The sequence below is a fragment of the Mycobacterium kansasii ATCC 12478 genome (genome assembly GCF_000157895.3).
GTDB classification, from domain to species: domain Bacteria; phylum Actinomycetota; class Actinomycetes; order Mycobacteriales; family Mycobacteriaceae; genus Mycobacterium; species Mycobacterium kansasii.
Map to the genome: position 1 here is coordinate 3,398,909 of NC_022663.1, position 13,559 is coordinate 3,412,467.

Below are 13,559 nucleotides of genomic sequence, written 5' to 3' on the forward strand. Positions count from 1 at the left end.
GAACTTTGAGAGGGGCCAGCCACGTGTCCGGTACGGCCCCCCGGGCCTCGCCATCAACGCACCACAGCCGGCGCGGTGCACCGTTTATTAGACCCTAGAGGAAGGCCGAACTCATGACAGGACCTGTTGGATGGGTTGAAGATCCAGAATTTGTCAAGTTGCTCGACGCCTTAACGGAGGAGAACGTTGGGACGCTGTTCAGCAACCAGGGTCCGCCCGAACTAGTCCCCGAGTTGGCGCCCGAACCAGGCCCCGAGTTGCCCCCCGAGCCGGACACTTCCGACATCTCGGACAACAATCCGGAGCAGCGGTTGTTGCGGGGATCCGTTGTTTGCTTCGGGACCTTCAGCGCCCTTGCCGGCATGCTGGGATGGCTGGGCCATGCAAGCCCCGATCCGGGTGATCGGTTGGTGGCCAGCGGGTCGATGTTCGACGACGTCAGCGCCCACATCGCGGCCCTTGGCCCCGACGGCGGCTGGCAGGGCAGCGCGGCGCAGGCCTACTTGGCCCAGATCCTCGCGCAATCACAACGAGCGAAATTGATGCGTGATCTCGACCGGCGCACCAGAGGTCTGGTTTCTACTCAGGCCCAAGCCGTTGCGGACACGCGCGCCTGGCTGATTCACGAGATGATCATCGTCGCGGCGGTGGGCATTAGTTGCCTGGCGCTGGAAGAATCGGGGCTGCCCGGAGGCCAACAAGTGTCGCTTGCCGTGGCAGTAGTTGTTTGCACCGCCGCACTTGGTGTGGCCATTTACAAATTGGTGTGGTTAAAGCACACGACATCCCAAAATGCGCACAACCTGCAGGGGCTGACCCAGAGATTGACCGCGATCGCCACGACGTCACCGACACTGCCGGATGCGATTCCCGGGCTACCCGACGTACCCGCAGCGCCGTCGCCTATCACCGGCCCGCCCGACGACACCGGGCCCCTGCCCAAGACACCCGACATCTCGTTGGCGTTGGCGGACCTAACCGGCTCGCCCGAATTCAGCGTGTCCGACCTGCCGAGGCCCGGTTTCCCCGATTTCGGTGCGCCCGGGCTGGCTATCCCCGAGGTGGCCGGACTGCCCCATCCGGCCACCGCAAGCGAACTCGCGGCCCTGCCCGACTTTTCGGGCGCCTTGGCCGCTGTTCCCACGATGGCTCAGCTAACGGCAGCCCTGGGCCAGCTCACCGGGCTGTCGGGGGCGGCCGGCGGGCTTAGCCAACTCACCACCATGGCCGGCCAACAGGCACAAATGATCTCCGCGCTGGCCCAGCAGGGCACCCAACAGCATGCCAGCCTGGCCGATCAGGTCACCAAAGACGACGACAACGCCGGCGCCGCCGCCGGCGCAACCACCGCAGAGCATGCTCCCGTCGACGATGCAAGCCGCTCCCTCCAGCGCCGGCAGCGTGTGCTGTGAGGCCACCGAGTAGCCCGATCAACACGCCGAAGCTCTAGCCACCAACACCATCACCAGCCCAAGCCACAGGCCGCAACAACACACCTTGGGGGAACAAAACGCCCAGCTGCGTGAATTCGTCGGCACAACGCTCAACTTGCCGACGCCGGAACAGGCTGCCGCAGCAGAAAAAGAGGTGTTCGCCAGCCGATACGGCCGTGATCGCACCCGAACAACTCGTGATAGTGATCGATGTGGCCTTCCAGTTTTCCGAAAGGGAGTAAGCGATGAGTATCGCGAGGCCGACTGGTGAATATGCCGAGCTGATGCTGGACCCGGATGGGTGGCCAGAAGCCGATGAGGACACCTTCCATGACCGGGCCCAGTAATACAAGCCAAGACGTTGGTAATTTGCTGCAAGGTTTGGTTGGCGGCGCGGCGGTGGAGCTAGAGGGGGCATGGGGGGAAGCGGGAACTCGGTCGTACGGATCGGATCGATCCTCGGTTGGGCGGTGACGCGATTGCATGCCTGCTCCTTCGGTGGGAGGGGTGCCTGCTCCGTCGGTGGGAGGGGTGCCCGCTCGGTACCTGGAAGGGTCGGCTTGTTCGGTGTTGGAGGGGCGATGGGCTCGGTGATGGCGTCGTGGGCGGCATCGGCTAACTCGACGGTGGTGGCATACCGGTTGTCCGGGTCTTTAGCCATGCCGGTGGCGATAACCCGGTCGAATTGCGCGGGCACGTTCGGTTGAGTAGTTGATGGTCGCGGCGGTGGAGTGTTGAGATGGGCGGCGACCAGCCCAGCCATCGTGGCCTCGTCGAATGGTGGGCGTCCGGTCAGGCATTCGTATAGCACGCAGGCCAACGAGTAGATGTCGGCACGGGCATCTTCTGCCCCGGCGCCTAACCGCTCGGGTGCGATGTAAGCAAACGTGCCGATCATGTTGCCGGACTTGGTCATTCACGTCTCATCGAGGGCACGGGCAATGCCAAAATCGATAAGGTAGGCGAAGCCATCGACATCGAGCAGGATATTGGAGGGTTTGACGTCGCGGTGCAGCAGATCAATGCGGTGGGCGGCCTGCAATGCCTTAGCGACTTGTTCGATGATGCGGAGGGCCCATGCGGGGTCGAGCGGCCCCCTCGGCCAGCACGCTTTGCAGGTCACGGCCCTCAATCAGGCGCATGCACATATACAGGCGGCCATCGATTTCGCCGTAGTCGTAGATCGGGATCGCGTGTGGCGTGTTGAGCCTTGCCGCGGCGTGGGCTTCGCGGCGAAACCGCCGCTTAAACTCCTCGTTGTCGGAGAAGTGAGGGTGAAGGAGTTTGATTGCGACGATTCTGTCGGTGCCGGTGTCATGCGCGCGCCACACCTCACCCATGCCGCCGTGACCCAATAACTCCACCAAGCGGTAGCGACCGAACGGCGTACCGCCCACAGCGTCCTGTCCTGCCACGGTCAGCGTGCTAGCGATCCACGCCAACCGGCACAGTCGATTTACTCGGCCACCCTGCGACGAAGAAGCACCGCAAAGGCGGTGAAGTGGTGGCACCGGCGCGCAATATTTTGCGTGCAGCACGACATCGTTGCGACTCCTAGGACCACCTGGCGCAGAACGACAGCACGCACTGCGGTAGAAGTCGACCGACGTTGCACAAGTTAGAACAGCCTTATCGTTGCCGCAACGAGGCTCAGGGTCGAGAATGTCGCCAACAGCCACCAGGACTGCCGAATCACAGGATGCGGTAGCCGATCTCAGAGGCTGCTGCTTGCGTGATCGACCAGACCAGCGGGTGGCTGAGTGGGCGGGAGAACGAAGGCAACGCGGGTAGCGAATCCGCGGCGGCAGTCCACAGCACAATGTTCGGGCGGCCAGTCATAGTCGACGGGACGTATAGCCCGTCGAGTTCGGGCCAGGTCGTGTAGATAGCGCGGGCCCACCGGCGGCATATGGAGCGAGGTGCCGCTAGCAGCGCAGCTGATGCACTGTTGCGGAGCAGCCACGTTCCAGACAGGTCGAGCAGACGTAGTTTCCGTTGGGGCTTCCAGGCGGTGAGAGTTGGAGCGCCGGCACGGGTATCGATCACGCGCGTGGTTTGGTAGACCTCCGCGAGGCCGGTTGCGACATCGGCTGCCGCGTACAGGACGCCCTCGGCGCGCATGCTGGGTTCAGCGTCGGGATGTGGATCCCAGCGCATTGAGGGCAGCGGCCCGAAGGTGCGTAGCTTGTTCCAGGGCAGTACGTGCTCTCCTTCGGTGCGGTGGATCCGCCAGAGCGTGCCGGTGTAGCTGGTGCTGTCGTCAGGTTGCCGGGTGAGCTTTTCTGGGGGCGTCCTGGGGACCTTGGGTTTGGAGCGCGGGCTCACCAGCGGCCGAGATCCCGTATGAATCCGGCGACCAATGAGGCGTCACCGCCAGCGGCCAGGTGTTCGATCGGTGTCCGGCCGTCAAAGTCGGGCTGCGGAGTATGCATGAACACATCGAGCACCGCGGGGGTGCTGCCAGGTGGTATCGCCGGGACGATCAAGTCCAACCCGGGAAGCAGTTCATTACCAAGGAACTGCCACTTGGGGAGGCGCCGGGTTCCTTGGAGGTCGAAGGCCCATAACTGTTTTCCGGTGATGCGTCGTGACACGCGGGACCGGTCGACGCCGAGGAGGACGGCGGCTTCTTTTATGCTGACGGATCCTGAGACTGCGCTGGTGAGTTGCCGCAACGCGACGCGGGCCCGAGCCTGCCGTTCATCGTCAGCTGACCATCGGTCAATAGCCGTCGCCATGCTGGGTTCGGCGTGCTTGCGCAGGAAGTCCACTTCCGCCGCTGACAAGGTGGCCGCTGCAGGAATTGCTGCAAATGCAGAGTCAAGCTCGTTGAGGACCTCGTCGACGGTGAGGCCGATTTGATGTTTCGCGAGTAGAGCGCCTAGCGCGGGAGCTGCAGACCCTTTCATATCGCACACTATAGCACACGTGTGCGTTGCCGTGCGGGCACGGCCTCACGGTGGTTCTCACCCGGCCAGGGCATCTACGACGCTCTGCGCCAAGCACGACAACTGCTTCCCAGCTCGTAAATGCCACCCACCCCGGTGCTGGTTCACGCCCTCGCTGCTCGGGCGCCACGACCGCCAGTTCGAATGCGAATCGTTGCGCGATCCGTCGACCGTCAGGTTCGATGCGAAAACCGCCAAAAACATTGAGACCAGACACTTATCGGTACGTGGAAGGTGCTGCAGCACAGCTACTTTAGGCATATACCTCAAATAATATCCGTTATGAGGCACTCGGCGAGACGGGTTGCGTTCAGCTGAACAGCATGGTGCAAGTTCATGATTCACCAAGTTCCGCGATCTCCGATACATTACGCCCGACTTGCCATCCAGGCTCTGGCGTCGCCAGATTTGACATCTGCGATGAGTACCGGCCGTGTTGCGTTATGGCCATCACACTCGGTACGACACCGCGCCCGTTTAAGGCGCCTCCCTCAAGGGCAGCCACCGTCGAGTCGCCCGTTGCGTTTTCGCACACCTGCGCGCCGACGCCACTAATCGCCGCGCCGCCGCCACATAGGACGGGCGCGGCCCATGCCGTTGAACTGATCTCACAGATCATCTGTACCCTCGACACCGCAGGCTGGTAGTACATTAAGAGAATAAGACGCGAGACTGATTGTGCTGCAATCGAGTACGCCGATACTCTACGTTATGGTCAACTAAAGTCAGCGGTTTAACGAGGGCGCGTACCGCGCACATGCGCACCAAAGCCATCTCCGCGCGTCCACGCCGCAATATGTGCACGGCGACCACTAACGAGAAGAGTTCGGGCCAAAAACGCCGGATTCGCCGCGATGGTTCGGACACCCGATGGGCAGCCGACACGTCAGTGTGACGGTTTGATTGGCCCAATCCTGCTCCGCACCAGCATATTTCGCCATATGTCATGGATAATCTACATTATCCATGACTTCTTGACCTTGTCGCTCGGAGTCGTTCGGTCCCGACAGAGTTACGTTCTGTAGCTGTAGGTCTTGCAGCTCGCTGGCGACGATGCTCGCAGAGCAGTCTCGCGCCCACGGGCTGTTCGGCCCATGGCTCCTTCTCGGCTGGCTCGGAACGGGGCTCACGTTGAGCGAGCCAGCCGCAATCCGACCATGAAGAGCGGCGGCTAGCGGGTTGCTCGGCACCGAGTAGTCCTCGTGGGGTGGCACCTGCGATACGACGTTGATGATCGGGTGTCCGATCTCGGGCCATGCGAACGCCCGACGAGATAGCGAGCGATGGCACCACCGCGCGCTATGGCTTAGTATCTGCGTATGAACGCAGATACGTGCGCTCCAAGCCTGCCGCTCGAGGTTCCGGACGTTAGCCCGCCTTCAGGTGCTGTGAGCGTTGACCGACAAGGAGTCGTCGGTCAACGAGCTCACCGACCGGACGGGCCGGCCCGCGCCGGTCGGGGCAACACCGCCAACCTTCCGTCGCGAAAGGCTCGTCCGAAATGAGCGATCATCACAGCGAAACCTTCAGTGCCGCAGCCACTTATGGCGGCCACAACCCCTCGGCCGACGACCACGGCAACCACCACCACCCCAAGGGGTGGCGAGCCGTGGTCAGAGAGATCTTCGCCCCGCACTCTCATGACGCCGCCGACAGCATCGACAATGCGCTGGAATCCAGTGCGGCCGGAATCCGTGCGGTCAAGATCAGCCTGTTGGTCCTGGGGATCACCGCGATCGCCCAGATTGCCGTCGTGACGATCTCCGGGTCGATTGCCCTGGCAGCCGACACCATCCACAACTTCTCCGACGCGCTCACCGCGGTCCCGTTGTGGATCGCATTCGCACTGAGCACCAAGGCTGCCACCCGCCGCTACACCTACGGCTTCGGCCGCGTCGAGGATCTGGCGGGCCTATTCGTCGTTGCGATGATCACCATGTCGGCGATCATCGCCGGCTACGAGGCCGTCGTGCGGCTCATCCACCCCCAGCCCGTCGAAAACGTCGGCTGGGTTGCCCTGGCCGGACTAATAGGATTCATCGGCAACGAATGGGTCGCGCTCTACCGGATCGGCGTCGGCCGACGCATCGGCTCAGCCGCCCTGGTCGCCGACGGCCTGCACGCCCGTACCGACGGCTTCACTTCCCTGGCCGTCCTTGTTGCCGCCGGCGCTGTCGCACTGGGCGTCCCGCTGGCCGACCCGATCATCGGTCTGGTGATCACCGTGGCCATTCTGGCGGTGCTGCGCACTGCGGTGCGCGACGTGTTCCACCGCCTGCTGGACAGCGTGGACCCGGCCCTCATCGACACTGCCGAAGCCGTCCTGGCCACCCGGCCCGGGGTTCGATCAGTTCGCAGCCTACGGATGCGTTGGATCGGTCACCGCTTGCACGCCGACGCCGAACTCGACATCGATGCAACCCTGAGCCTGGCTGACGCCCACCGCATTGCCCACGACGCCGAACACGGACTCATCCACGCCGTCCCCAAACTCACCACGGCGCTGATCCACGCCTACCCTGCCGACCACCCAAACGCTGCAGAGCAGCACCGCCATGGCAGCGAGCCGCCAACCGAGATGAGCTCCTTTTAGCTTTAGCGCTGGCAACAGCGCCTGTCCGCCTGGGCGCTCGTCCGCGTGATTTGCCCTATCCGGCCGCCGGCGGACGTGGCACGACCATGGGACGAAAACCGTATCGAGGTACCGCACCGCCCATGCCCTGGCCGGCCGTCCCGGCGATCGGAACCCCCGGCATCCCCGGCACGCCCGCCGTGCTTTCGGGCATCACGCCCCAGCTGGTCGGGAGCGGCGCGGCGGCAGAGCCGGCCGCGGGAAGCGCGGCCCAGCTTGCCGGCACCGACAACCCGCCGATCGATCCCGCTCCGCCCAAACTCGCCGACAGCGCCGCACCGGCCGACGACATACCGGCCGCCGAACCAAGCCCACCCGCCAGCGCCGAACCCAACGACGCCGCGTCGCCGGCGGCGACCTGCGCCGCCGACCCCGCCACCAGCGAGAGCGACGCCAGCGACTGGGTCAGCCCCAAACACGAACTCACCGAGCTCAGGATCAGGGGCACAGCGGTGACGAAGATGAAGTCCAGCCAATCCGGCGGGTCCATGGACAACATCGGTGATGCGAGTTCCTGCAGGGCCAGGGGCACCCGGGACAGCAGTTGCGACAGCGTGGTCAGGTGCGCGTCCGACTCCGCGGCCCTGGCCACCGCTGCGGCCTGGGCGGTCAATCCTGCCTCGCTGGTGGTTGGCGGCGGGTCGGCGAAGGGCGCCACCTGGGATGCGGCCGCGGAGGCGGACGCATATGCGTACATCGCGGCAGCGTCCTGAGCCCACATTTCGGCGTACTGTGACTCGGTGGTCGCGATCGCCGTGATGTTTTGACCCAGCGCATTGGTCGCGACGAGCCAGGACAACATGGTCCTGTTCGCCGCCACCTCCGCCGGTGGAACGGTCATCTGAAACGCCACCTCATAGGCTTGCGCGGCCGCCCTGGCCTGGCCTGCCGCGTGCTGCGCCTGGGACGCGGTTGTGGCAAGCCAGGACACATACGGCGCCGCCGCCGCAGCCATGGATGCCGATACGGAACCCCGCCATGGTCCCTCGGTCAGTACCGACACCACCGCCAGGTACTCGACCGCCGTCGCGTACAAGTCGGCGGCCAGCACTTCCCATGCCGCGGCCGCGGCCCGCAACGACCCCGAGCCGCCGCCGGCGTACATGCGTCCCGAATTGATCTCCGGCGGCAATGCTGCGAAATCCAGCATGGCTAACCACCGGCAGCTTCGACAAGGCGCCGTGGCGCCGGCACCGGCCGGATTCCATTCAGCCGTTGCGGCACGGCCAATGACCAATGTGTACAAAGCGTTTCGGGTTCGAGGTTCATCGAAGACATGGAGGTTGCTCCTGGAGTCAGCGCGGCAGGCCCGGGAAGTTATCATGCGATAACCAGCACCCACCTGCCAGGTTATCAGTAGATAACCTGGTGTCAAGGTCGCCGTCGGAAAGGCTTGGGTCGACCCTGGAGCGGCTTTGATACTCGCCCGAAGTGCTAAGGCGAAGGCCGAGGGCTGATCACCCGGCCGCGACTCCCAGGGCCGGCCCCGGCCCGCTCACCGGTGCGGTGTGCCTGCCGTGCCGAGACAGGCCCGCCACCGCCACCAATCCCACGAGAATCAACGCCCCCCAGGCAAATTCGTCGACATTGAAGCGGTGTGCTGCGCTGAGCAGCGCCCCGGTCGCGAGATTGCCGATGAGCAGACCGATTCCGACCACGGTCTTGTAAAAGCCGTAGTGGGTGGCCACCAGCCGGTTTCCGGACAACGAGACCACTCTGTCCAGCTCGAAGGGAAACACCACCGCCGCGGCAAGCGCGAGCATGCTCGCCGACAGCAACAGCGCCAGCACCGCGGCGGCGATACCGAACCGTTGCTCGTTGGGAACGACCGCAAGGGGCACGAACGATGCCGTCAGCAGCATGACTCCGACGGGGAGGCTGCGCCCGGGTTCCCACCGCGCCCCGAACCAGCGGGTGAGGTGGCGCTGGCCGGCCACTGTGACCAAACTCGATATCAGGAAAAGCACTGCCACCAGGGATGTCTGGGATTGCGGCGCCAGCCGCGACGCATGCAGCGGAAGGGCGAGATTGATCTGGAATTCCAGCACGTACGCGCCGATCATGGCTGCGGCGAACCACAATACCGATCGGTTGCCCAAGACGACGCGCCAGTCCTCGATGACCGAGCTCTTCTCCGAATTCCGTGCATTGCCCGCGGCCCGGCCGGCTTTGTCCGGGGGCAGCGCCAACAGCTGTGCGACACTGAGGGCCGCGAAAACAACCGCAGCGGCCATGACCGATATCCGGAAGTCCATTGCCACCAACGCCAATCCAACCAGCGGGCCGAGCAGAATGCCCGACTGGTAGAAGACGTTGAACATCGCAAACGCTTCGATCCTGCGGTTTTCGGCGTCGGCCGCCAGGTAGGCGCGCGCTGCGGGATTGAACAGCGCACCCGCGAAACCCATTGCCGCCGAGGCGATTACCACAATCGGCAATGACTGCGCGAGCACCAGCAGCACGAATCCGCCAGTACGCACCAGACATCCGGCTACGATCATCGGCTTGTAGCCGAACCGGTCGGCCAGCGTGCCTCCCACGAAGAACATGCCCTGCTGGGCGAAGTTACGCACACCCAGCACCAGGCCCACCGCCCAGGCCGCCAGCCCGAGCGGGCCCGCCAGATAGCCGGCCAAGTAAGGCATCAGCATGTAGAAACCCACATTGATGGCGAACTGGTTGACCATCAGCACGCGGCTGGGACGATTGAAGCTGCGGAACTGAGCAACCATTCCCATCACCACATCACCCGAGTCGAGCTCTATGCCGTGTCAGCGGCTGGCGCTGTTGCCGACGGTGACGCGGTGGCGCAGGAGGAAAGCGACCGTCGTTGCCGGTCGTCGAAGGCCGGGATCGTCGACCTGCCGGCGCGGACCAGTCGCCATGGCCGACCGACCCCGGCGCGCATGCCAGCCGGTAGTCCCGGCTCTTCTCGCGGTTCGTTCGGGAACGAATTCTTTTGGGTGGTGAGCAGTTTACTGCCGATGATCGCGGCGATGTTCATCACCAGCAGACGCAACACCTGCATGGTCGCCACCAGCGGCTCGGCCGCCGAGTCGCTGGCTGCCAGCGCCACATAGATTCCGCCCGGTGTGGTTGCCAGATATGCCTGCGCAAAGGACACGCCGGTCCAAGCCGACACAACGAACGTCAACACCAGGCATCCAGCGACGGCGACTCCGATGAAGGCGCACGTCAAGGGCAGTAGTCGTAGGCATTGACGGAGGGCGCCGAGGGTGACGGCGCCTCCGGCCTGCCACCCGATCACCACGTATGCGACGGCATTGAGCGCGGGCGGCAGGGCCAGCACGAATTGCCCGGGGCCGGGGAGTTGAGTCACCAGCGCGACCAGCATGGGAGCGATCAGAAACGGCGCGGGCCATTTCCACTTCAACCCGGCGTAACCGGCTGCGACGATGACCACAATCGCGGCCACGCTGGAGACCAGCGTGACATGACTCCCGGCTGGATGCGACCGGGCTGCTGGAGCGCCGACGCATTGCAGGACCAGCGGAACCGTCAGCGCGACCACGACCACCCGAAGGTATTGCGACAGCGCCACGTAACGATGATCGACGCGCAATTCCGGTGCCATGGTGCATATTCCGCTGGCCCCACCCGCCAATGTCGACAGCAACGCGGTCGCCGGCGACAGCGTTTTCGCGGCGCGGGTCAAGACAAGGCCGCAAACCAGGCACAAGATCAGCGTCGCCGCGGAGCACACCGCAGAGATTCCGAGGTAGCCGGCGATCGTGGTACTGGCCAGGCCGCTCAGCGGCACGGCGACCGCCATGCCGATGCATCCTTGCGCCGGCCGGAGCAGAAACTTGTGCGGCACAAACTCCCGGCCCGCCAACACCGCCATGCATCCGGCACCGGCCAGCGCGGCGATCAGCCATCCGATCGGCATGTGAAATGCCGAGAACAGCAGCCCAAGTGTCATCGTGAGCAGCAGACAGCACAGCCAGTAACCGGCGGTTCGCAGCTTTCGTCGCATACCCATCGTTCAGGCGGCCATCTTGTCCAGATCGGCAAACACGGTGCCGTCGAACAGCTTTCGCGCTGTGCTGCGCAGTACCGCGGAAATCCCGTCGGCCCGGCCGCCGCCGATGACTTCCACGCTTATCGTGCCGGCCGGATGTTCGATCACCAACGACCCGGCGGTGAAGGGGTAGGGGAGAAATCTTGCGACGACCGTGTCGGAGAAGGTTGCTGCCGTCGCCAGGCATAACGCCCCGGAAACCGCGTGGGTTGGATGGCAGCTGCTCGGCACGAAGTAACGTGACCGGATATCGCCACGGTGCGACTTGGAGATCAGCATGACCTTCGGCAGAACGCGTCCGGTGACGTCGCCAAGCCCCATCGCGAGCGCGGCACGCAGCCGGACGTATTCGATATCGCGCAGCAATTCGCGCTCGCCGGTGAGCCGCTGCGGCGATTCGTCGCCCGCGATTCCGAACGCTTCCGCGTGGGCGATGATGGCGCACACCCCGGCGTCGATCGCGGTGACCGCGACCCCGTCGACATCGTCGACGGGATTTCCCGTCGGGAACAATGTGCCGGTACTCCCGCCGCAGAACTCGCTGAACACCATGTCGATCGCCGCCGCGCGCCCGGGCACACCGCTGATCTCGAATCCGCCGGCATACCGAACCTGTCCTCCGGGGGTGGGCACCGAAACCGTCACGGTAGCGCCGGTGTTGACCAGATGGACCCGGATCGGGGTGTAACCGTCAACCGTTGCGACAAGTCCGCGCTCGATCGCGAACGGCCCCACCCCGGCGAGGATGTTCCCGCACGTCGGTGTCCAATCCACCCGCATGGATTCGACATCCACCTGCGCGAAGAGATAGTCGATGTCGCAGCTGGCACGGGTCGCCGGACCCACTATCGCGACCTTGCTGGTCGTTGAGCTGCCACCGCCGAGTCCGTCGATCTGCCGGTGATCCGGCGAGCCCAGGACGGCAGGCAGCAACACATTCGGGTCTGCGCTGACGCGATCGAGATCCGACTTGAGCAGGTAGACCCCTTTGGAGGTGCCGCCCCGCATCAACATCGCTGGCACCGAGATCATTTCGGGCCCGCCACCCACCGGATCGCCGGCTCGGGTTTCACCACGGACATAGACATTCCCTTTTGGACCCTCCTTGGAGTGCCGGGCTAACTGCCCGGCGCTGCCAGTGAGGGCGGTGCAGTTGACGTCGGCTATCGAATGATAACCGAAGTTATCAACTGATAGCTGGGGCAGTCAAGGGCTGGCGACCGCGGAATGTCGGTGCTGCGGGCGGACGCCCGATACCTCATGGAGCCTCGCCAAAAGGGGTCTTGACAACCGGTTATCAACCGATACCATTAGCGCATGTTATCTACTGATAACCAGCAACGCGAAGCCGCGATCACAACGAACTCCCGGGCCGGGACGCCGGAACTCAACATGCGCACCCTGGTGACCGGCAGCTCCGGCCACCTGGGCGAGGCCCTGGTGCGCACCCTGCGGCAGCGCGGAGCCGACGTCGTCGGCCTGGACAGCCGGCCGTCGAAGTGGACCGATGTTGTTGGGTCCGTGACTGACCCGGGTTTGCTGCGCGAGGTGATGGCCGGCGTGGAGGTGGTATTCCACACGGCTACCCTGCACAAGCCGCAGCTGGCTTTCGTACCGAGTCACGAATTTGTGGAGACGAACATCAGCGGTACCCATCATCTGCTCGAAGCTGCGGTCGCGGCGAACGTCCGCTCCTTCGTGATGACCTCTTCGACAACGGTTTTCGGGGACGCGCTGGTGCCGCCGCCGGGTGAGCCCGCGGCCTGGATCGACGAATCGGTAGTGCCGATACCGAAAAACATCTACGGCGTGACCAAGGCCGCCGCCGAAGACCTGTGCCAGCTGGCGCATCGCAACGACGGCCTGGCCTGTGTGGTACTCCGGGTGGCGCGGTTCTTCGCCGAGTTCGATGACATGCCCGACGATTACGACGGACGCACCGACGACAACATCAAGGCCAACGAATACGCGTGCCGGCGCGTCGCTCTCGAGGACGCGGTCGACGCGCATCTGAGAGCGGCGCAGCTCGCACCGAGCCTTGGATTCGCCCGGTACATCATCTCCGCCACCACGCCGTTCGCTGTGGAAGACATGGCCGAGCTGCGAACCGACGCAGCCGCGGTGCTGGCGCGTCGGGTGCCCGATGCCGCAGCGGTATGGGCCGAACGTGGCTGGCGGTTCCCCGATCGGCTGGACCGCGTGTACGTCAACACCCGGGCCCGCCAGGAACTGGGATGGAATCCACGCTTCGATCTGAATGCCGTCGCAGCCCGGGTGGCCGACGGCGAACCGGTCCGGACGCCGCTGTCGCAACTAGTGGGTGCCAAGGAATATGCCAGCAGCTCCTACCACATCGGGGTATTCCACCCGACCAGGACCGATAGACCTGCCAAGGGCCACCGCGGTCAGTGTGCCGGTGTCGCGCCCCGTAACCAACATCCCGCGACCGTGCCGCGGTCACGGTCGCATCCGGCGCAACGGCTCGCGGCAGAAGCCTGAGAGGC

10 protein-coding genes and 2 pseudogenes are annotated in these 13,559 nt (G+C 64.5%); 4 read left to right on the forward strand and 8 right to left on the reverse strand.

Translation table 11 applies throughout. The features are described from left to right. Nucleotides 1–113: 113 nt before the first annotated feature. Together MKAN_RS14860 and MKAN_RS33020 are read left to right on the forward strand one after the other, a co-directional pair. Nucleotides 114–1,412 carry an EspA/EspE family type VII secretion system effector gene (locus tag MKAN_RS14860; RefSeq protein WP_023369320.1) on the forward strand — a complete coding sequence of 433 codons (1,299 nt, stop codon included), beginning with the start codon at nucleotides 114–116 and terminating at the stop codon, nucleotides 1,410–1,412. Nucleotides 1,413–1,678: 266 nt separating this feature from the next. Next, nucleotides 1,679–1,777 (forward strand): annotated as a pseudogene (locus MKAN_RS33020) (hypothetical protein); the annotation flags it as partial. A gap of 344 nt (nucleotides 1,778–2,121) precedes the next feature. Here MKAN_RS33020 and MKAN_RS33025 read toward each other — a convergent pair. The 4 genes and pseudogenes from MKAN_RS33025 to MKAN_RS14875 all read right to left on the reverse strand — a co-directional run. Further along, nucleotides 2,122–2,556, reverse strand: a pseudogene (locus MKAN_RS33025) (serine/threonine-protein kinase); the annotation flags it as partial. Continuing rightward, nucleotides 2,480–2,848, reverse strand: coding sequence for a protein kinase domain-containing protein (locus MKAN_RS33030; protein WP_371686001.1), 369 nt, complete (start codon nucleotides 2,846–2,848; stop codon nucleotides 2,480–2,482). The gene MKAN_RS33030 and the pseudogene MKAN_RS33025, both read right to left, overlap by 77 nt. Nucleotides 2,849–3,125: 277 nt before the next feature. Next, the gene (locus MKAN_RS14870; protein ID WP_023369327.1) at nucleotides 3,126–3,758 is read right to left on the reverse strand and encodes an RES family NAD+ phosphorylase; all 633 of its coding nucleotides are present in this window, start codon (nucleotides 3,756–3,758) and stop codon (nucleotides 3,126–3,128) included. Beyond that, nucleotides 3,755–4,342 carry a DUF2384 domain-containing protein gene (locus MKAN_RS14875; RefSeq protein ID WP_036394877.1) on the reverse strand — a complete coding sequence of 196 codons (588 nt, stop codon included), beginning with the start codon at nucleotides 4,340–4,342 and terminating at the stop codon, nucleotides 3,755–3,757. Before MKAN_RS14875 ends, MKAN_RS14870 begins: the two co-directional genes overlap by 4 nt. A 1,540-nt stretch (nucleotides 4,343–5,882) precedes the next feature. Between MKAN_RS14875 and MKAN_RS14885 the strand changes: the two genes are divergently transcribed. Further along, complete coding sequence (locus MKAN_RS14885) at nucleotides 5,883–6,974, forward strand: cation diffusion facilitator family transporter (RefSeq protein WP_023369333.1); 1,092 nt, start codon at nucleotides 5,883–5,885, stop codon at nucleotides 6,972–6,974. Between the two features lie 55 nt (nucleotides 6,975–7,029). On the opposite strand, the gene MKAN_RS14890 is transcribed toward MKAN_RS14885, so the two are convergent. The 4 genes from MKAN_RS14890 to MKAN_RS14905 form a co-directional block, all read right to left on the reverse strand. Beyond that, complete coding sequence (locus MKAN_RS14890; RefSeq protein ID WP_023369335.1) at nucleotides 7,030–8,163, reverse strand: PPE family protein; 1,134 nt, start codon at nucleotides 8,161–8,163, stop codon at nucleotides 7,030–7,032. Between the two features lie 307 nt (nucleotides 8,164–8,470). After that, a complete protein-coding gene (locus MKAN_RS14895; RefSeq protein WP_023369337.1) occupies nucleotides 8,471–9,751 on the reverse strand; it encodes an MFS transporter in 1,281 nt (426 codons plus the stop codon). A 23-nt stretch (nucleotides 9,752–9,774) separates the two neighbouring features. Continuing rightward, entirely contained in the window at nucleotides 9,775–10,956 is a 1,182-nt protein-coding gene (locus MKAN_RS14900) for an AbrB family transcriptional regulator (RefSeq protein WP_161940151.1), read from the reverse strand. A 63-nt stretch (nucleotides 10,957–11,019) separates the two neighbouring features. After that, entirely contained in the window at nucleotides 11,020–12,087 is a 1,068-nt protein-coding gene (locus MKAN_RS14905; RefSeq protein WP_023369341.1) for a PrpF domain-containing protein, read from the reverse strand. 360 nt (nucleotides 12,088–12,447) lie between these two features. On the opposite strand from MKAN_RS14905, the gene MKAN_RS14910 reads away from it, so the two are divergent. Further along, entirely contained in the window at nucleotides 12,448–13,554 is a 1,107-nt protein-coding gene (locus tag MKAN_RS14910; protein WP_080674245.1) for an NAD-dependent epimerase/dehydratase family protein, read from the forward strand. Nucleotides 13,555–13,559: the final 5 nt, after the last annotated feature.